Origin of the sequence: Catellatospora sp. NPDC049111 (assembly GCF_040648615.1) — a bacterium.
Taxonomy (GTDB): domain Bacteria; phylum Actinomycetota; class Actinomycetes; order Mycobacteriales; family Micromonosporaceae; genus Catellatospora; species Catellatospora aurea.
The window spans coordinates 1-18,449 of record NZ_JBEZEB010000067.1 but is presented as its reverse complement, the minus strand read 5'-3'; the positions used below and the strand labels follow the sequence as shown (position 1 = coordinate 18,449).

16 protein-coding genes and 1 pseudogene are annotated in these 18,449 nt (G+C 70.8%); 5 read left to right on the top strand and 12 right to left on the bottom strand.

What is annotated here, in order from left to right; genetic code table 11:
* Window positions 1–180: 180 nt before the first annotated feature.
* Together AB0B66_RS42085 and AB0B66_RS42080 are read right to left on the bottom strand one after the other, a co-directional pair.
* Window positions 181–696: a hypothetical protein gene (locus tag AB0B66_RS42085; RefSeq protein ID WP_360540966.1), complete on the bottom strand. Its 516-nt coding sequence runs from the start codon at window positions 694–696 to the stop codon at window positions 181–183.
* Between the two features lie 125 nt (window positions 697–821).
* Entirely contained in the window at window positions 822–1,658 is an 837-nt protein-coding gene (locus tag AB0B66_RS42080; RefSeq protein WP_360540964.1) for a GNAT family N-acetyltransferase, read from the bottom strand.
* A 252-nt stretch (window positions 1,659–1,910) separates the two neighbouring features.
* Here AB0B66_RS42080 and AB0B66_RS42075 point away from each other — a divergent pair, with 252 nt between their 5' ends.
* A complete protein-coding gene (locus AB0B66_RS42075; RefSeq protein ID WP_360541005.1) occupies window positions 1,911–2,420 on the top strand; it encodes a PadR family transcriptional regulator in 510 nt (169 codons plus the stop codon).
* A 75-nt stretch (window positions 2,421–2,495) separates the two neighbouring features.
* Here AB0B66_RS42075 and ispG read toward each other — a convergent pair whose 3' ends face one another.
* The 3 genes from ispG to dxr are packed head-to-tail and all read right to left on the bottom strand — an operon-like array spanning window position 2,496 to window position 6,074.
* Window positions 2,496–3,662: a flavodoxin-dependent (E)-4-hydroxy-3-methylbut-2-enyl-diphosphate synthase gene (ispG, locus tag AB0B66_RS42070; protein WP_360540962.1), complete on the bottom strand. Its 1,167-nt coding sequence runs from the start codon at window positions 3,660–3,662 to the stop codon at window positions 2,496–2,498.
* A 7-nt stretch (window positions 3,663–3,669) separates the two neighbouring features.
* Complete coding sequence (locus tag AB0B66_RS42065) at window positions 3,670–4,896, bottom strand: site-2 protease family protein (RefSeq protein ID WP_360541003.1); 1,227 nt, start codon at window positions 4,894–4,896, stop codon at window positions 3,670–3,672.
* Window positions 4,893–6,074: a 1-deoxy-D-xylulose-5-phosphate reductoisomerase gene (dxr, locus tag AB0B66_RS42060; RefSeq protein ID WP_360541001.1), complete on the bottom strand. Its 1,182-nt coding sequence runs from the start codon at window positions 6,072–6,074 to the stop codon at window positions 4,893–4,895. Before dxr ends, AB0B66_RS42065 begins: the two co-directional genes overlap by 4 nt.
* Before the next feature lie 124 nt (window positions 6,075–6,198).
* Here dxr and AB0B66_RS42055 point away from each other — a divergent pair, with 124 nt between their 5' ends.
* On the top strand, window positions 6,199–6,591 hold the full coding sequence (locus tag AB0B66_RS42055; protein WP_360540960.1) for a hypothetical protein: 393 nt from the start codon (window positions 6,199–6,201) through the stop codon (window positions 6,589–6,591).
* Window positions 6,592–6,603: 12 nt separating this feature from the next.
* On the opposite strand, the gene AB0B66_RS42050 is transcribed toward AB0B66_RS42055, so the two are convergent.
* The 5 genes from AB0B66_RS42050 to AB0B66_RS42030 form a co-directional block, all read right to left on the bottom strand.
* On the bottom strand, window positions 6,604–7,137 hold the full coding sequence (locus AB0B66_RS42050; RefSeq protein WP_360540958.1) for a GNAT family N-acetyltransferase: 534 nt from the start codon (window positions 7,135–7,137) through the stop codon (window positions 6,604–6,606).
* A gap of 1 nt (window position 7,138) precedes the next feature.
* Entirely contained in the window at window positions 7,139–7,681 is a 543-nt protein-coding gene (locus AB0B66_RS42045; protein WP_360540956.1) for a hypothetical protein, read from the bottom strand.
* A gap of 110 nt (window positions 7,682–7,791) precedes the next feature.
* Window positions 7,792–8,961, bottom strand: a complete 1,170-nt coding sequence (locus tag AB0B66_RS42040; protein WP_360540955.1) for an alkaline phosphatase PhoX — start codon at window positions 8,959–8,961, stop codon at window positions 7,792–7,794.
* Between the two features lie 20 nt (window positions 8,962–8,981).
* Window positions 8,982–10,136, bottom strand: a complete 1,155-nt coding sequence (locus AB0B66_RS42035) for an alkaline phosphatase PhoX (RefSeq protein ID WP_360540953.1) — start codon at window positions 10,134–10,136, stop codon at window positions 8,982–8,984.
* Between the two features lie 587 nt (window positions 10,137–10,723).
* Window positions 10,724–12,832: an MMPL family transporter gene (locus AB0B66_RS42030; protein ID WP_360540951.1), complete on the bottom strand. Its 2,109-nt coding sequence runs from the start codon at window positions 12,830–12,832 to the stop codon at window positions 10,724–10,726.
* Between the two features lie 99 nt (window positions 12,833–12,931).
* Here AB0B66_RS42030 and AB0B66_RS42025 point away from each other — a divergent pair, with 99 nt between their 5' ends.
* Window positions 12,932–13,633 carry a TetR/AcrR family transcriptional regulator gene (locus tag AB0B66_RS42025; protein WP_360540949.1) on the top strand — a complete coding sequence of 234 codons (702 nt, stop codon included), beginning with the start codon at window positions 12,932–12,934 and terminating at the stop codon, window positions 13,631–13,633.
* A 35-nt stretch (window positions 13,634–13,668) separates the two neighbouring features.
* Window positions 13,669–16,146, top strand: a complete 2,478-nt coding sequence (locus AB0B66_RS42020; protein WP_360540947.1) for an FAD-dependent oxidoreductase — start codon at window positions 13,669–13,671, stop codon at window positions 16,144–16,146.
* Between the two features lie 174 nt (window positions 16,147–16,320).
* Here the strand turns inward: AB0B66_RS42020 and AB0B66_RS42015 are convergent, their stop codons facing one another.
* Window positions 16,321–17,511 carry a S8 family peptidase gene (locus tag AB0B66_RS42015; protein WP_360540945.1) on the bottom strand — a complete coding sequence of 397 codons (1,191 nt, stop codon included), beginning with the start codon at window positions 17,509–17,511 and terminating at the stop codon, window positions 16,321–16,323.
* Between the two features lie 512 nt (window positions 17,512–18,023).
* Between AB0B66_RS42015 and AB0B66_RS42010 the strand changes: the two are divergent.
* Window positions 18,024–18,155, top strand: a pseudogene (locus tag AB0B66_RS42010) (cell division protein DivIVA); the annotation flags it as partial.
* A gap of 45 nt (window positions 18,156–18,200) precedes the next feature.
* Here AB0B66_RS42010 and AB0B66_RS42005 read toward each other — a convergent pair.
* The coding region (locus AB0B66_RS42005; RefSeq protein WP_360540943.1) for a Rieske 2Fe-2S domain-containing protein at window positions 18,201–18,449 on the bottom strand (249 nt) is incomplete at its 5' end.

Sequence of the window (18,449 nt, the reverse complement as noted above, 5' to 3'; positions counted from 1 at the left end):
GAAGGGCACCTTCCCATCGCCATACGTAGAGGAAGGTGCCCTTCTTAACGCCGAGCCCGCGCCGCGTGCCGCCGAGGGCGGAAGAGATCGCTGGTTGTGCTCAAAACCTGCGGTCTGACCACAGATCATGACCGGAACCAGCGATCACCGTCGCCGTCACCGGCGGCAGGTGCGGCGGGGTCACTCCGTCGACGGCTTGGCCGCCGGGGCGGCGGCGGGGCCGGGGCTCGCGACGGTGCTGGCCAGCTGTTCCCAGATCATGCCGGTCTGGTGGGCCAGCGCGCCGACCACGGCGGGCACGACGGGCAGCAGCCAGTCGGCGACCCAGCCGTGGTGGGCCAGGTTGAGCACGACGATCGCGGCCACCGCGCCGCCCACCCCGTGCGCGCTCGCCCGCCAGGCCGCCCGCCCGGAGTGGGAGATCGCGGCACGGCGGGCGGCCTTGTCGCTGAGGTTGGGAAAGCCGGACAGCGCCTTGGCGTCGCGGCGGCCGAAGTTGAAGCCCGACACGGCGAGCGTGACCGCGCAGCCGGTGACCACTGCGGCGAGGGTGTTGCGGGTCAGCAGCATCAGCAGGGCGGCGGACGCGCCGCCGGTGCCGACGGCGACCACGGCGCGGATCCACTCCTGCTTCTCTCCGGGATACCAGTAGTACTTCGTGGTGGTGTCAGAGAGCTGTTTTACGATCCGCCCCATAGGGGTAGTCACCTCGCCGGCCGTCACAATCGGTCAGCCACTATCGTTACTTAACGTAGTTAGCTAGGTGCGCAAAGTCACGAAAATGGTCGTGGCTTCGGCGTGGCGCGCCACCGGCCGGACCGTCAGAACAGGACGGTCGCGAACGCGCCCACCTGCCGGAAACCCAGCCGCTGGTACACCCGGCGGGCAGGGGTGTTGAAGTCGTTGACGTACAGGCTCACCGTCGGCGCGACCCGGCGCAGCGCATCGCGCACCACGGCCGCCATGCCTGCTATCGCGAAGCCGCGCCCGCGCCAGGACGGGTCCACCCAGACCCCCTGCACCTGCGCGGTATGCCGGGTCACCACCGCCAGCTCGGCCTTGAACACCACCGTGCCGTCGACGATCCGGGCGTACGACCGCCCCGCCTTCACCAGCTCCGCCACGCGCCCGCGATAACCCCGTCCCCCGTCGTCGCCCAGCGGCGACACCCCGACCTCCTCGGTGTACATCGCCACCGAGGCCGGGAAGACGAGATCGACCTCGTCGGGCCGCACCTGGCGCACCAGCGGATCGGCCGCCACCGCGGGCGGGTTCTCCACGACGAGCAGCGGCTGGTCGGAGCGCACCGTGCGCTCGGGACCCCACGCGGGCCGCAGCAGGTCCCACAGGCCGAGCACCGCCCCGGACTCCCCCACCAGCGACGCGCACACCCGCGGCTGGCCGGAGACCATCTCGGCGAACGCGGCCACGGCCGCGGCATCGGCGCCCACCGGGGAGACCTGCCCGCCCGACCACAGCACCGCCTCCGGCTGCCGGCGGCTGCCGTAGCCGTAGAGCCGCCCGTCGGCGCGCCAGCCCAGCCCGCGGATCGCCACCCGCTCAGCCACCTGCGCCGCCGCGATCGGATACGCCGCCAGCAGGCGTTCCACTGCGGCGCGGTCAGCTTCGGCCAGCTGCCGCACCGGAAGGGTGAGCATGACCACAGCCTAATGAGATCCGCGCGGCCCGCCAGTGGTATCCCCGGTAAAGCAGGTTGTCGTCGACACGTTGCCGATATATCGTAAACACATCGCTGATACGTCATCGATAGTCATAGAGATCCGCACCAGCGGACGAGACGATGAGGAGAACCGGACATGTTCCGACGACACCACGGACACGACATGCACGAACACGGCCACGGCGGCCACGGGCACGGCCATGACCCGCGCCTGTTCGCCTTCGGCCCGATGCGGCCGCCGTTCGGCCCCGGCGGCTTCGGCGGCTTCGGCCACGGGCGCGGACACGGCCGGGGACGCGGCCGGCGCGGCAATACCCGCGCGGCGGTGCTGGGCCTGCTCCTGGAGCGCCCGATGCACGGATACGAGATGATCTCCGAACTGGAGACCCGCACCGGCGGCGTCTGGCGCCCGAGCCCTGGCTCGATCTACCCCACCCTCCAACTGCTGGAGGACGAGGGCCTGATCGTCAGCGAGGAGACCGGCGGCCGCAAACGCTTCACCCTCACCGAAACCGGCCGCACCGAGGCGGAGCGCGCCGGCGAGTCCGGCCACGGCCGCCCCTGGCAGGACTTCGACGCCGAGCACATCGCCCAGTCCCAGGAGTTCCGCGAGGCCGGCTTCGCCATCATGTCCGCCCTGCGCCAGGTGGCCATGACCGGCACCCCCGCCCAACGCCAGCAGGCCCTGGAAACCCTCCAGGACACCAAGCGCAAGCTCTACTCGATCCTCGCCTCATGACCCCCCGCCCCCGGTGGGGAGAGATGCGAGAAGGCCCCGTTCCTCAGGAACGGGGCCTTCTCGGGGTTCAGCGGGTCAGTGGACCGTGACGACGGCGGGGGTGGGAGTGTCGTCGCCGAGGGGGTCGATGCCCATGTCGGCGGCGATCTTCATGGCCTCCTCGACCAGGGTCTCCACGATCAGCGATTCGGGGACGGTCTTGATGACCTGGCCCTTGACGAAGATCTGGCCCTTGCCGTTGCCGGAGGCGACGCCGAGGTCGGCCTCGCGGGCCTCGCCGGGGCCGTTGACGACGCAGCCCATGACGGCGACCCGCAGCGGTGCCGGGAAGCCCTCCAGAGCCGCGGTGACCTGCTCGGCGAGGGTGTACACGTCCACCTGGGCGCGGCCGCAGGACGGGCACGACACGATCTCCAGGCCGCGCTCCTTGAGGTTCAGGGCCTCCAGGATCGCGGTGCCGACCTTGATCTCCTCGACCGGCGGGGCGGACAGCGACACCCGGATGGTGTCACCGATGCCCTCGGCCAGCAGCGCGCCGAACGCGACCGCCGACTTCACGGTGCCCTGGAACGCCGGGCCCGCCTCGGTCACACCCAGGTGCAGCGGGTAGTCGCACTGCTGCGCGAGCAGCCGGTACGCCTTGATCATCACTACCGGGTCGTTGTGCTTGACACTGATCTTGATGTCCCGGAAGCCGTGCTCCTCGAACAGCGAGCACTCCCACAGCGCCGACTCGACCAGCGCCTCCGCGGTGGGCTTGCCGTACTTCTCCAGCAGGCGCTTGTCCAGCGAGCCCGCGTTCACGCCGATACGGATCGGCACACCGGCCGCCGAGGCCGCCGCGGCGATCTCCTTGACCTTGTCGTCGAACTGCCGGATGTTGCCCGGGTTCACCCGCACCGCCGCGCAGCCCGCGTCGATCGCCGCGAACACGTACTTCGGCTGGAAGTGGATGTCGGCGATCACCGGGATCGGCGACTTGCGGGCGATCGCGGGCAGGGCCTCGACGTCGTCCTGGGAGGGCACGGCCACCCGCACGATCTGGCAGCCGGACGCGGTGAGCTCCGCGATCTGCTGCAGGGTCGCGTTGACGTCCGAGGTCAGGGTGGTCGTCATCGACTGCACGCTGACCGGGGCTCCGCCGCCGACCGGCACGCTGCCGACCATGATCTGTCGGCTCTTGCGCCGCGGCGCGAGCGGCGCGGGGGGAGCTGCCGGCATACCCAGGTTGATCGCAGTCACAGCACACTCACTTGTAGATCGAGATGGGGTTGACGAGGTCCGCGGTGACGGTCAGCAGGGTGAACGCACCGAAGATCAGGATGACCGTATAGGTCAGAGGCATCAGCTTGAAGTAGTCGACCCGGCCCGGGTCGGGCTTGTGCAACCGCGCGTACACCCATGAACGAATTCTCTCGAACCAGGCGATGAACAGGTGTCCCCCGTCCAGGGGAAGCAGCGGCAGCAGGTTGAAGATGCCGATGAACAGGTTGAACGCGATGAACAGCCCGACGAACATGCTCCACGCGCCCTCGTTCACCGCCTCGCCGCCGAGCAGGCTGATGCCCACCACGCTGATCGGGGTGTTCGGGTCGCGCTTCTCCCCGCCGATGGCCGAGAACAGCGCCGGGATGCGCTTCGGGAACTCCTTGAGCGCCTCGAACGTCGCGCCGACCATGGTCCCGGCGTACTGGGCACTGGCGCCGACGGCCTCACCGGGTCCGTACTTGACCAGGTAGGGAATGGTCGCGTCGAGGCCGACGCCGATCGCGGCGACCTTCTGCACGCTGCCGTCGGACATCTCGCGCTCGACCGCCGCGGGGGTCACCTGCAACGTCTGCTGAGCGCCGTCACGCAGCACCGTCATCGTGGCGGCCTGGCCGACGCCCAGCGGCCGGATCTGCTGGATCGCCTCGCCCCAGTTGGCCACGGCGGTGCCGTTCACGGCGATCAGCTTGTCACCGTCGCGCAGGCCTGCCTGGCTGGCCGGGCTCGCCGGGTCCTTCGCCTCGCAGGCGCGCAACGGCAGGGCGGTCACCACGCACGGCTGCACCTTCAGCACGGCCGGCTGGCCGGCGCTGGGCTCCTTGCTGGGCAGATCCGGGTTGGGCAGGCCGGAGAAGACCGCCAGGCCCCAGATCGCGACGGCGGCCAGGATGAAGTGCACGATCGAACCCGCCGACATCACGATCGAGCGCTTCCAGACCGGGAAGCGCCACATCGCCTTGGGGTCGTCGGCGTCCTCGTCCTGCGGCGTCATGCCGACGATCTTGACGAACCCGCCGAGCGGGATGCCCTTGATGCCGTACTCGGTCTCGCCGCGGCGGAACGACCACAGAGTGGGACCGAAACCCACGAAATACCGGGTCACCTTCATGCCGAAGGCCTTCGCCGTGCCCATGTGGCCGGCTTCGTGCAGGCTTACGGAGATCAGGATGACAAGCGCGAAGAGGGCGATCCCCAGGGCGTTCATCAGGCGCTCTTCTCCTTGATCAGGTCATGTGCGCGCGTGCGCGCCCAGTGCTCCGCGGCGAGCACGTCCTCGACGGTACCCGGTTCGTCATAGTCAGGCGCACCGTCGAGGATCTCCCCCACGGTGTCGACGATGGCCAGGAACGGCAGACGGCCCGCTGTGAAAGCCGCCACACACTCCTCGTTCGCGGCGTTGTAGATCGCCGGCCGGCAGCGCCCAGCCCGGCCCGCGGCCTTGGCCAGCTCCACCGCTGGGAAGGCCTCGTTGTCCAGCGGGCGCAGCTCCCAGTTGTGCGCGAGTGTCCAGTCGACCGGCGCGGCCGCCTCGGGCACCCGGTCCGGCCAGCCCAGCGCCAGCGCGATCGGCAGCCGCATGTCCGGCGGGCTGGCCTGGGCCAGCGTCGAGCCGTCGGTGAACTCGACCAGGGAGTGCAGCACCGACTGCGGGTGCACCATCACCTCGATGTCGTCGTACGCCACGTCGAACAGCTCGTGCGCCTCGATCACCTCAAGGCCCTTGTTCACCAGCGTCGCCGAGTTGATCGTCACCACCGGACCCATGTCCCAGGTCGGGTGCTTGAGCGCCTCCTCGACGGTGACCGCGCCCAGTTCCTCGCGACGGCGGCCGCGGAACGCGCCCCCGCTCGCGGTCAGGATCAGCTTGCGCACCTCGGCCCGGGTGCCGCCGCGCAGGCACTGCGCCAGCGCCGAGTGCTCGCTGTCCACCGGCACGATCTGCCCCGGCTTGGCCACGGCCCGCACCAGCGGCCCACCCGCCACCAGCGACTCCTTGTTGGCCAGCGCCAGGATGCGCCCCGCCCGCAGCGCGGCCAGCGTCGGCGCCAGCCCCAGCGAGCCGACCACGCCGTTGAGCACGATGTCCGCCGGCCACTCGGCCAGCTCCGTCATCGCCTGCGGCCCGGCCAGGATCTTCGGCAGCTTGAAGTCGCCCGACGACCACCCGCGGCGCTGCGCCTCGGCGTAGAACGCCAGCTGCAGGTCCTGCGCGGCGGTGGACTTGGCCACCCCGACCGCCTCGACGCCCAGCTCCAGCGCCTGCTGCGCCAGCAGGGCCACGTTGCCGCCGCCCGCGCCCAGCGCCACGACCCGGAACCGGTCCGGATTGCGGCGCACGATGTCTATGGCCTGGGTGCCGATCGACCCGGTGGAGCCGAGCAGCACGATCTCGCGGGGGATCATGCCTTCATTCTCGCCGACTCCCGTTCACCGGTGTTCAGCCGGGCCCTCACGGGGACGCCCGCTCGCCGCCCGTGCGCAACGACGGGGACGGCGCGACAATGACGACGTGCCCGACTCACCACTCCACAAGTTCACGCTGGTGCTGGAGCCGCTTCCGGGACCGGCCGCGCCGGTGGGCGGTTATCAACGCCTGCGCGACACGCCACCAGACGGATGCCGCGTGGTCGACGACGGCCCACCTCTTGTGCTGGAGTGCCACCGTCTGGCTCCGTCGCGCGCGGACGCCGTCGTCGGGCTGGTCGCCGAGATCCGCGAGCGATACGGAATCGCGCATGCCGACGATCTGGGGATCGAGAAGTTGTGGGAGTGGAGCACGGATGATTTCGGGGTGGACGTGACCGTTCAATTGCTGCTCATGGCCCTGCGCCGGGCGGAACTACTCGGGTGGGACGTCGAGGATGCGGTGCGGCTCATGCGCGCGTCCCGGACTCGATCATGAAACCGGCGAAAATCATGCGGCGTTCCTGATCACGTACAGCTCGGCCTCGATGTCATACCAGCGGTGGGTGCGGCCGACGCGGTTCATGCCGATGCGCCGCATCACCGCGAGTGAGGGTGCGTTGTCGGGGCGGGCGATGGCGTGGATCTCCGTCAGCCCGAAATCCCAGCCGTACGCCAGCATGGCCCGCGCCGCCTCGGTGGCATACCCGTGGCCCCAGCAGTCGGGGTGGAAGTGCCAGCCGATCTCGACCTCGCCCCGGCCGGGACCGTCGGCGGGCTCAGGTAGCGGCTTGAGCAGCACCGACCCGGCGACCACCCCGGTGTCGCGCAACTGCGCCGCCCACACGCCGTAGCCGGGTTCGGCGGCGTAGTACTCGCGCCGCCGGTCGATGACGAGCTGCGACTGCGCAGGTCCGGACAGCGGCGTGGGCATGCCGAGCCAGCGGGTGACCTCTTCGCGGCGGTAGATGTCGTAGTTGCGGGCCAGGTCGGCGGGGCTGTCGGTCCACTCCCGGATGACCAGCCGCTCGGTTTCGAGGCGCATCTCAGACCTCCGCGGGCGGGGGCATGTCGGCGGGACGGCCGACCAGGTGGGCGTACCGGTCGACGACCACCGCGATCGCCGCGTCGTCGGCGGGCGAGATCAGCCCGCGCGGCACGGTGACGCCGCCGACCGAGCGGACGTGGAAATGCCAGTCGTGCGCGGTCCGGACGACCGGGGACATCAGCGCCCAACGGTAGAAGAACTCGCCGCTGGCCAGGATCAGCCGGACGCCGTCGGCGTCGATGCGCACCGTCATCGGCGCGTACCAGAAGTCCGGGGTCCTGCGCAGCCACAGCCAGGCGGTCAGGCACACCTGTCCGACCAGGGCAACCCCGAGCAGCGACAACCAGACCGCGGCGTACGGGAACGGCCCGCCGAGCTTGCCCCACAGGTCGAACGCCCACGCCGCGACGGTCAGGCTGATCAGCGCCACGACCACCATCCTGCGGTTCTGGTAGCCCTTCTCCGTCCAGGCGACCCGGCGGAACCCGCCGCGGTCCCACATCCACGTCACCTCGACGAGGTCCTCGCTGTGGATCTGCATCGGGGCAGTATGGCCACCGGGCCTGCCCGGGTCAACGCCGTTGATCCCGGTCCGCGCCAACGGATCGGGCGGGCCGGGTCACCGCGTGCGCGACGGCGCGGCGAACCGCTTCACGGGCCCCGGAACGGGCCGGTGACCTCGTACGTGATGCCGCCGGACCCCCACTTAGCGCCGGAGACGCCGCGCTGGGACGAGAAGTAGAGCCGGTCTCCGGCCGGGTTGAAGGCCGGTCCGGTGATCTCCGAGGCGTCCTGCCCGGTCAGGCGCAGGAACGGCGCGACGACCCCGTCCGCGGTGATCACGTTGATCTCCATGTTGCCGCCGTCCTCGGCCACGTACAGGTCGGCGTTGCGGGGCGAGCCGGTGATGTTGTCCACGCCGGTCAGCGGTGGCGTGCCGGTCACCAGCGAGTCGTCGTACGCCAGCGCGACGGTCGAAGCGGCGGCGTCGTACGCCCACACCCGGTTGTCGCCCTTGGTGGTGAAGTAGCAGGTCCCGTGGTCGTACCAGCAGCCCTCGCCGCCGTCGAACCGCAGCGCCGCGCCGACCTGCCGGCGGGTGGGGACCGGCAGGCCGTCCCGGTCCGGCACGTCGCGCCAGGTGACCGGGCCGGAGGTGGCGCCCACCGGGGCGCACAGCACCTGCAGCCGTCCGGTGCCCAGGTCGCCCCACGTGTCCGGGACGAAGCGGTAGAAGCAGCCGTCCTCCTCGTCCTCGGTGAGGTAGACGACCCGGCGGTCGGGGTCGCAGGCGGCGGCCTCGTGCTTGAACCGGCCCATCCTGGTCCGTTCCCGGGCGGGCCGCACGCCCCACGGGTCGGTCTCGACGACCCGGCCCAGGGGGATCTCCTCGCACGACAGCCAGGTCTGCCAAGGCGTGGCCCCGCCGGCGCAGTTCACGCTGGTGCCGGACAGGATCCGATACGCGGAACCGACGCCGCCGTCCGGGCCGAACCTGATCGCCGACGCGCCGCCGCCGACCGGGACCTCCGAGTTGGAGACGTAGATCCAGCCCGCGCCGTCGGCGAAGCACGCCCCGCCGTCGGGGGCGGCGTGCCAGGTGTACGGCGTGCCGGGCACGGTCTGGCCGGACCGTGCGACGACCCGGCTGGTGAAGCCGACGGGCAGCGCCACGCCGTGGGCGTCGGCCGCCGACAGCTCGCCGTAGGGACCGACGCCCGGCTGGGCGAGCGCAGCGAACGCCTGCTGCCACAGCGCGCCCGAGAACGCCGCCACACCCGCGCCGGCGACGCCGGCCCGCAGCACCTGACGTCGGTCCATCACGTTCCTCCCGCCCGCGGTCAGGACCGGAACGGCCCGGTGACCTCGTACGTGATCCCGCCGGACGAGGAACCCGAGGTGCCCCGCTGGGACGAGAAGTAGAAGCGGTTCCCGGCCGGGTTGAAGGCCGGTCCGGTGACCTCCGAGGAGCTCTGCCCGGTGATGCGCAGGAACGGCGCGATGACGTCGTCCGCAGTGATGACGCAGATCTCCAGGTTGCCGCCGTCTTCGGCGACGAACAGGTCCCCGCTGGTCGCGCTGCCGGTGATGTTGTCGACCCCGGTCAGCGGCGGCGTGCCGCTCACCAGCGAGTCGTCGTACGCCAGCTCGATCTGCGCGGTGGCCGTGTTGTACGCCCAGACTCGATTGTCGCCCTTGGTGGTGAAGTAGACGATGCCGTTGTCGTACCAGCAGCCCTCGCCGCCGTTGAACCGCTTCACGCCGCTGACCTGGTTGCGGGTCGCCGTGGGCGAGCCGTCCGGGTCGGGCACGGTGGCCCAGGTGAGCGTGACGGACGTTCCCGAACCGCCCTTGGCCACCTGAAGCGTGCCGGAGGCGAGGTTTCCCCAGGTGTTCGGGATGAACCGGTAGAAACACCCGTTACTCTCGTCCTCGGTCATGTAGATGACCTGGTTCACCGGATCGCAGGCGGCGGCCTCGTGCTTGAACCGGCCCATCGCCGGGCGGGCCGCGGCCGCGTTCACGCCCCACGGGTCGGTCTCCCAGACCCGGCCGGTCGTCGTCTCCTCGCAGGACAGCCAGGTGTTCCAGGGAGTGTGTCCGCCCGCGCAGTTGGTAGAGGTCCCGGACAGGATGCGGTACGCGCCGGTGACGGTGCCGCCGGAGTTGAACTTCACGGCCGACGCCCCGCCCGCGGACACCTCGGAGTTGGACACGTAGATCCAGCCCGAGCCGTCGGCGAAGCACGCCCCGCCGTCGGGGGCGGCATGCCAGGTGTACGACGTGCCGGGCACGGTCTGACTGGACCGGGCGATGACCCGGCTGGTGAAGCCGGACGGCAGCATGATGCCGTTCGCGTCGGCGGCCTGCAGCGCCCCGTACGGGCCCGGACCCGGCTGGGCGGGTGCGGCGAACGCCTCTTTCCACAGCGCGCCCGAGAAGGCGGCGGCCGCGCCGCCCACGACCCCGGCGCGCAGCACGTTACGACGGTCCACGGTAGACCTCCACGATCGTCGATGTCTGTCAACGGGCACGCTAGGAGCCCCAGACGTCGCCCATCCCGTGGTCAGGTGAACGCTCTATGTCGCAACGGTTTCCAGCCGCGGCGGCATCCCCCTCAAGATCTGTTTTTGTGGACGCTGGATGCCCCCATAGGGGCACCTGGCGTCCACAAAAACGGATCACAGCTTGAGCAGCGACCGCAGATAGGCAGTCTTCGCGTCGAACTAGCAGAATGGGTGGGCAAGGGCATAGCAGCCGCCGGAGACCTGGACCGGGTGGCCGCACTCGCACAGCGTTCCCGCGAACTGGAAACCCTGCGGGCGAGGGGCCGGGCCACGGACGTGCCACGCCACGAGTACGCCGCCATCTGGCCGTCCCGTTCCCGCGCACACCTGGCCTGCGGACTCGCCTATCACGTGGTCCGGCGGCGGCTCGCCGTTCGGGGACTTCGCTGACCGTCGGGCCGCTCTCCCCGGATACGCGAAAGATCGCTGTTTCGGGTCAGAAAGTGGTGTCTGGCTGCACTTTCTGACCCGAAACAGCGATCATGGCCCGGAATCGGTCGGCGGAGCGGCCGGGGTCAGGCCTCCTTGAGGCCGTAGCGGCGGTAGACCAGCTTCAGCGGGCCCGGGGCCCACCAGTTCCAGCGGCCCAGCAGGCGCATCGTGGCCGGCACCAGCACCGCCCGGACCAGCGCCGCGTCGATGGCCACGGCGACCACCATGCCCACGCCGAGCACCTTGATCGTCGTCGTGCCGCCGGTCGCGAACCCGCCGAGCACCACCATCAGCAGCAGCGCCGCAGCCGTGATGATCCCACCGGTGCGCTGCAGCCCGGACGCGACGGCCTGGGTGTTGTCACCCGTGGCGTCCCACTCCTCGCGCACCCGCGACAGCAGGAACACCTCGTAGTCGGTGGCCAGTCCGAACAGGACCGCCAGCATCAGCACCATGTTCCCGGGTTCCAGGAATCCGGTCACCGTGAAGCCGAGCCAGTCCGACAGGTGCCCGTCCTGGAAGATCCACACGACGACGCCGAACGACGCCCCGATCGAGATCACGTTCATGAGGATGGCCTTCAGCGGCAGCACGACCGAGCCGAACGCCAGGAACAGCAGCAGGAACGTGCTCACCGCGACCATGGCCAGCATCCACGGCAGCCGCCCGCCGAGGGAGTCGAGCTGGTCCAGGTCGGCCGCGGTACGCCCGCCGACCAGCATCTGCGTGCCGTCGGGCACCGGCAGGTCCCGGATCGCCTGCACGACCTCACGGGCGCTCTCGTCGGCCGGCTCCCCCGGGTACGACGCCGTGATCAGGGTGGCGTCCCCCTTCTGCGCCGCGATCATCGCGCCGGGCACGTTCGGCACGGCCTTGACGCGGGCCAGCATGGTGTCCGCGCCGGGCCCGAGGATCAGGACGCTGATCGGGGCGGCGCTGCCGCCGGGGAACTCGACGGCGATGCGCTCGGTGACGGTGCGCGACTCGGTGCCCGCGGGCAGCACCCGCTCGTCGAACCCGCCGAACTGCGCCCGCAGGAACGGGGTCGCGGTGAGGGCGAGGACCGCGGCGACGCCGAGGGCGTACAGCACGGGTCGGCTCATCACGCTGCGGGCGATGCGCGCCCAGCCGCCCTCGCCCGCCGGACGGGCCTGGAACCACTTCGGCAACGGCACACGCAGCGCATTGATCTTCGGGCCGAGCACGGCCAGCAGCGCGGGCAGCGCGGTGAGCGCGGCCAGCATGGCGACGAGCACGGCGGCCATGCCGCCCCAGGCCATGGACTTGAGGAAGTCCATCGGGAAGATCAGCAGGCTGGCCAGGGCGAGTGCCACCGTCAGACCCGAGACCAGCACGGTACGCCCCGCGGTGGCCAGCGTGTGCGCGACCGCGTCGGCGGGGCTGCGCCCTGCGGCGAGTTCTTCCCGGAACCGGCTGACCACGAACAGCGCGTAGTCGATGGCCATGCCCAGCCCGAGCATCGTGATGATGTTGACGGCGAACACGGACACGTCGGTGACCTGCGCGAGCAGGCGTACGGCGATGAACGCGCCGAGCACCGCGAGCACGCCGACGAACAGCGGGGTGGCCGCGGCGACCAGTCCCCGGAAGATGAACACGAGCAGCACCAGCAGGATCGGCAGGCTGATCAGCTCGGCCTTGGTGATGTCGTCGTTGATCCGGGTGTTCGCGTCGTCGAGGAACGGGATGAGTCCGCCGATCTCGGTGTGCAGGCCGTCGGCGGCCAGGTCGTCGCGCAGCGCGGCGAGGTCGTCGAGCTTGCTGTTCTCGTCCCCGTCGCGCAGCTGGATCGCCAGGTAGGTGGCGTGCCCGTCGGTGGAGGTGAAGCGGCCAGGCACGCCCGGGGTGTGCGCGCCGACGACGCTGGCGATCTCGGGCCGCCCGGACAGCTCCGTCGCGACGGCGGTCACCGCGCCGGAGAACGCGGGCTGGTCGTAGGTCAGGCCGTCGGACGAGTACAGCGCCAGGATGTCGACGTCCTGCCGGCCGAGTTGAGCGGTGATCTCCCGGTGCGCCCGGCTGGACGCGCTGCCCGGGTCGTCGAACCCGCCGCTGATCAGGTCGCCGAACACGCCGCCGCCCCACGACGCCCCGATGACCAGCACCGCCGCGGCGATCCCGAGCACCAGCCAGCGCAAGCGGACTACCGCTCGCCCCCACCACGCGAACATCGCGTTCCTTCCCGGAACAGATATGCTTGTTTACGCCACTCATTTGAGTGAACGGTGTTTACTTTCGCTGACGACGTTCACTCCGGTCAAGGGAGCTCCATGTCGGACACCTCACACCGCCGCGAGCGCCTGCGCGAGCGCACCCTGACCGAGATCAAGGACTTGGCGCGGGCCCAGCTGGTCGCGAGCGGCCCCGCCGGCATCTCGCTGCGCGCCATCGCCCGGGACATGGGCATGACCGCCGCCGCGCTCTACCGGTACGTGCCCGCGCTGGACGCCCTGGTCATCGAGCTGTGCACGGACCTGCACAACGAGGCGCGGATCGCCTGCGAGGCCGCCCGCGACGCGGACCCCGACCCGGATCCGCTGCACCGGCTGCTGGTCATGGCCCGCGAGCTGCGGCGCTGGACGCTGGCGCACCGCCCCGAGGCGACCCTGATCTTCGGGCCGCCGCTGCCCGGCGTGGAGCAGTTCCACCAGCAGTGCGACGACCTGCAGTGTGCGGGCGCGCAGCTCGGCCAGATCTTCGTGGCGCCCCTGCTGGAGCTCTGGCAGGCCAGGCGGCTGCCGAAGGTCCCGCACGTCGACCTCGACCGGCTGGCCGGGGCGCTGCCCGCGCACGGCGAGCTGCCGATCGAGGTCACCGCCGTCTTCCTGACCTCGTGGATCCGCCTCTACGGCGTGCTCGCCGCCGAACTGTTCGGCCAGCTCACCTGGGCCGCCACCGACACCGAGCCCTTCTTCGAGGCAGAGCTCGCCTCGTTCGCGTCGCAGGTCAAGCCGGTCGGCGTCGCCGGTTGACTGATTCGCGGATCAGGAAGGTAGGCTCGCGCGCTATGACGAGCAACACATCCGTTCCCCAGCTGTCGGCCCGCGCCCGCGTGGTGGTCGTCGGCGGTGGCATCATCGGCACCTCCATCGCGTACCACCTGGCGCATATGGGCTGCGAGGACGTGGTGCTGCTGGAGCGGGACAAGCTCACCTCCGGCACCACCTGGCACGCCGCCGGGCTCATGGTCACCTTCGGCTCGATGTCGGAGACGTCGACGGAGCTTCGCAAGTACACCCGTGACCTGTACAGCCGGCTGGAGGCCGAGACGGGCCTGGCCACCGGGCTGAAGCAGGTCGGGTTCGTGCAGGTCGCCACGGACGCGGACCGGCTGGAGGAGTACCGGCGGGTGTCGGCGTTCAACCGGCTGTGCGGCGTCGACGTGCACGAGGTCTCGCCCGGTGAGGTCAAGGGCCTGTTCCCGCTGGCGAACGTGGACGACGTGCTGGCCGGGTTCTACGTGGCCGAGGACGGCCGGGCCAACCCGGTCGACGTCACCATGTCGCTGGCCAAGGGTGCCCGGATGCAGGGTGTGCGCATCATCGAGAACACGCCCGTGACCGGAGTCCTGAAGAAGGGCAACACCGTCACCGGCGTGCGCACCCCGTACGGCGACATCGAGGCCGAGTTCGTGGTCAACTGCGCGGGCATGTGGGCCCGCCAGCTCGGCGAGCAGGCCGGGGTGAGCATCCCGCTGCAGGCCGCCGAGCACTACTACCTGATCACCGAGCCCATCGAGGGCATGCACGGCGACCTGCCGGTGCTGGAGGACCCGTCGTCGTACGGGTACTTCCGCGAGGAGGGCGCCGGGCTCATGATCGGCCTGTTCGAGGCGCTGTGCGCGCCGTGGAAGGTCGAGGGCATCCCGGACACGTTCTCCTTCGGCGAGCTGCCCCCGGACTGGGACCGCATGGCGCCGTACCTGGAGAAGGCGATGGCCCGCATCCCGATCTCGACCGAGGTCGGCGTGCGCAAGTTCTTCTGCGGTCCGGAGAGCTTCACCCCCGACCTCGCCCCGATCGTCGGCGAGGCCCCCGAGCTGAAGAACTACTTCGTCGCGGCGGGCCTGAACTCGATCGGCATCCTGACCGGCGGCGGCATCGGCCGGGCCATGGCGCACTGGATCCTCAACGGCCGCCCCGACATCGACGTGACCGGCATGAACATCGACCGGCTGCACACGTACCAGAGCAACCCGGCCTACCGGGCGACGCGCACCGTGGAGTCGCTGGGCATGGTCTACGCGGCGCACTACCCGGGCAAGTCCATGGAGACCGCCCGCGACGCCAAGCTGTCCCCGATCCACGAGCGGCTGCGCGCCCAGCGCGGCTACTTCAAGGACGTCAGCGGCTGGGAGAGCCCCGACTGGTACGCCCCGGAGGGCCAGGAGCCGAAGGTCGAGAAGCTGTCCTGGGGGCGGCAGAACTGGTTCGGCAACTGGGCCGAGGAGCACCGGGCCGCCCGTGCGGGCGTGATCATCATGGACATGTCGTTCATGGCGAAGTTCCTGGTACAGGGCCGGGACGCGGGGGCGGCGCTGGAGCGGCTGAGCGCCAACCGGGTCGACGGCGACGCCGGGACGATCACGTACACCCAGTGGCTGAACTCCGGCGGCACGCTGGAGGCCGACCTGACCGTCACCAAGCTGGCCGACGACCGGTTCTGGGTGGTCGCCTCCGACACCGCGCACCGGCACGTCGAGACGCGGATGCGCCGGCACTTCGAGGCGACCGGAGCGCACGCGTTCGCGACCGACATGACCGGGGCGTACGCCCAGATCAACATCCAGGGGCCCCGCTCGCGTGAGCTGCTCGCGGCCGTGACCACGGCGGACATGTCGAACGAGGCGTTCGCGTTCCGGTCCGCCCGGGAGATCGACCTCGGGTTCGCGCGGGCGCTGTGCATCCGGATCACCTATCTGGGCGAACTGGGCTACGAGCTGTACATCCCGGCCGAGCAGGCGGTGCACGCGTACGACCGGCTGGTCGAGGCCGGGCGGCCGCTGGGGCTGCGCCACGCGGGCCTCAAGGCGCTGTCCAGCCTGCGCATGGAGAAGGGCTACCGCGACTACGGGCACGACATCGACAACACCGACTCGGTGCTGGAGGCGGGGCTCGGCTTCGCGGTCGCGCTGGACAAGCCGGGCGGTTTCATCGGGCGCGAGGCGGTGCTGGCGAAGAAGGCCGAGGGGCCGCTGCGCCGCCGCCTGCTCCAGGTGCTGGTGACCGACCCCGACGCGATGATGTTCCACGCCGAGGTGGTGCGGCGCGACGGGGTGCCGGTGGGCTACATCAGGGCCGCGTCGTACGGGCACACGCTCGGCGGGGCGGTCGGGCTCGCGATGGTCGACGCCGGGGACGTGCCGCTGGACCAGGCCTGGATCGACGCGGGCACGTGGACCGTGGAGATCGCCGAGCGGGTCTACCCGGCCACGGCCTCCCTGCGCCCGCTCTACGACCCGAAGAACGAGCGCATCAAGCTGTGACGCGCCCCTGCCGGGCGGGCCGATTTTCATAAACGTTGGCCTATCTCATCGACTTTGATCTCGATCCAGTCGACGAGATAGGCCAACGTCGTCGCAAGGCGGCCCCCTCGGCACGCCCTGCCGGGGCCCGGCGGGATTCGGGGGTCGCGAGCCCCGCCGGGGGCTGGGGTGCGGTCAGAAGTTGCCGGTGTAGAGCAGGCGGTTCGGGGAGCCGCTGCCAGGGGAGCCGACGACGCCCGTGGTGGCGTTGGCGATCAGCGCGGACTGCACCTGCGCGGGCGTCGCGCCCGGGTTGTTCTGCAGGTACAGCGCGACCGCGCCGGCCACGTGCGGGGTGGCCATCGAGGTGCCGCTGATGGTGTTCGTGGCGGTGTTGTTGGTGAACCACGACGAGGTGATGTTCACGCCCGGGGCGAAGATGTCGACGCAGGTGCCCCGGTTGGCCCAGGAGACCTTGCTGTCGTTGCTCTGCGTCGCCGACACCGTGATCGCCTCGGGGACCCGGGCGGGCGAGTAGTTGCAGGCGTTGGCCGCGAAGATGCCCAGGATGCCGTTGCCGGCCGCGATGGCGTACGAGACGCCGTCGGCGATCGACGCCTTCACCGCGTTGTCCAGCACCGTGTCCGCGCCGCCGCCGAGGCTCATGTTGGCGACCGCGGGCTCGCCCGGGTCGTGGTCGGCGGTCACCCAGTCGATGCCCGCGACGACCTGCTCGGTGGTGCCGCTGCCCTCGGCGTCCAGCACCCGCACCGCGACCAGGGTCACACCCTTGGCCACGCCGTACGTGGTCCCGCCGACGGTGCCCGCGACGTGGGTGCCGTGCCCGTTGGCGTCGTCGGCCGTGCCGCCGTCGATGGCGTCGAACCCGGACACCGCCCGCCCGCCGAACTCGCTGTGCGCGAACCGGATGCCGGTGTCGATGATGTACGCCCGCACCGACGACGCGGTGTTGGAGTAGGTGTAGGAGTTGCTCAGGGGCAGGTTGCGCTGGTCGATGCGGTCGATGCCCCAGGTGGCGGGCGACTGGGTCGCGCTGGCCCGGTGGATCATGTTGGGCTGCACGAGGGCCACGGCCGGGTCGGCCGCGATGCGGCGGGCGGCCAAGGCGCTGCCTGTGAACGAGAAGCCCTTCAGGCCCGCCCGGAACGTCTTGCGCAGACTCGCCCCGTGCCGTCCGGCGAGCGCGGGGGCCGCGGAGACGTCGGAGCCGGGCTTGAGGACCACGACGTAGCTGTCGGCCACGACCTCGCCGGTGACGGCGAGCACGGGGGCCTCCGGGGGCGCTGCGGCGGCCGCCGCGGGCAGGGCCGTGGCACCGGCCAGTACCAGCGCGACACCCAGCACGAACGTGCGGGCACGGTTCATGGTTGGTTCCTCCCCTGTCGGACCGGCAGCCCGCGGCACTGGCTCGTAGCTGATGACAGGACCCGCCGGAACTGTTTTGGAGGAACGTATACAGCGGTTATGAATATTTGAAGACTTATGTTTATCGCTGTCTTGCGATTCACTGGAAAGGTTGGGGACCCGCCCCCAGGCCCGGCGACGCGCCTTCGCCACTCAGCAACATCCACTTGACCTGCATAAACGCCAACGGACCGAGCTGTGGCGCGGTGACGGGCGGGGTCGCCTTGACCGCATCGGCTTTCATGTCGGTGACACGGGGAGGTACGCCGATGATGACGACGGCGCAACGGTGGGCGATCGCGTTCGCCTGGCTCGGCATGGGCACACTGGTCGGGGTGTACGCCGAAGGGGCCGCGCTGTGGACCGGCGTCGGACTGCTGGGCGCGGGCCTGCTGCTCGCGCTGCTAAGGCCCGGGGGCGACGCGACCCTGCTCCCCACTCCTGTGCGGACCAGCTTCGACGGGCAGCTGGGGCTGGACGGCCTCGGCACCCGGGTGCAGCAGATCCTGCGGCTGGCCGAGGAGCAGGCCGACGACCACCTCGCGGCGGCCCGCCGCGAGGCGCGGCAGATCGTGGCGGCCGCCCACGCGGAGGCCGCCCGGGTCAGCGGTGGTCACCCCTGACCCGAGGGCGGCGCCCTTGACGAACGCCTAGGCCGCCGGGGCCTGCTCGGGCTGCCCGGCCTTCTCGGAGCGGATCTCATGGCCGACGCTGGTCAGGCAGCGGCCGGTGGCCAGGTTCCACTTCCAGCCGTGCAGCTGGCAGGTGAGCTGGTCGCCCTCGACGATGCCGAAGCGGGTCAGGTCGGCCTTCAGGTGCGGGCAGCGCCGCTGGAACGACCAGCCGCCCACGGTGATGTCCTCCGCGTCGGGCCGCTGCGACTCGTACCAGCCCTCGGC

Excerpts from the sequence above, each read along its gene's own strand:
- AB0B66_RS42085 (WP_360540966.1), bottom strand. The coding sequence starts at position 696 with ATGGGGCGGATCGTAAAACAGCTCTCTGACACCACCACGAAGTACTAC.
- AB0B66_RS42080 (WP_360540964.1), bottom strand. The coding sequence starts at position 1,658 with ATGCTCACCCTTCCGGTGCGGCAGCTGGCCGAAGCTGACCGCGCCGCA.
- AB0B66_RS42075 (WP_360541005.1), top strand. The coding sequence starts at position 1,911 with ATGCGGCCGCCGTTCGGCCCCGGCGGCTTCGGCGGCTTCGGCCACGGG.
- AB0B66_RS42050 (WP_360540958.1), bottom strand. The coding sequence starts at position 7,137 with ATGCGCCTCGAAACCGAGCGGCTGGTCATCCGGGAGTGGACCGACAGC.
- AB0B66_RS42045 (WP_360540956.1), bottom strand. The coding sequence starts at position 7,681 with ATGCAGATCCACAGCGAGGACCTCGTCGAGGTGACGTGGATGTGGGAC.
- AB0B66_RS42040 (WP_360540955.1), bottom strand. The coding sequence starts at position 8,961 with ATGGACCGACGTCAGGTGCTGCGGGCCGGCGTCGCCGGCGCGGGTGTG.
- AB0B66_RS42030 (WP_360540951.1), bottom strand. The coding sequence starts at position 12,832 with ATGTTCGCGTGGTGGGGGCGAGCGGTAGTCCGCTTGCGCTGGCTGGTG.
- AB0B66_RS42025 (WP_360540949.1), top strand. The coding sequence starts at position 12,932 with ATGTCGGACACCTCACACCGCCGCGAGCGCCTGCGCGAGCGCACCCTG.
- AB0B66_RS42020 (WP_360540947.1), top strand. The coding sequence starts at position 13,669 with ATGACGAGCAACACATCCGTTCCCCAGCTGTCGGCCCGCGCCCGCGTG.
- AB0B66_RS42015 (WP_360540945.1), bottom strand. The coding sequence starts at position 17,511 with ATGAACCGTGCCCGCACGTTCGTGCTGGGTGTCGCGCTGGTACTGGCC.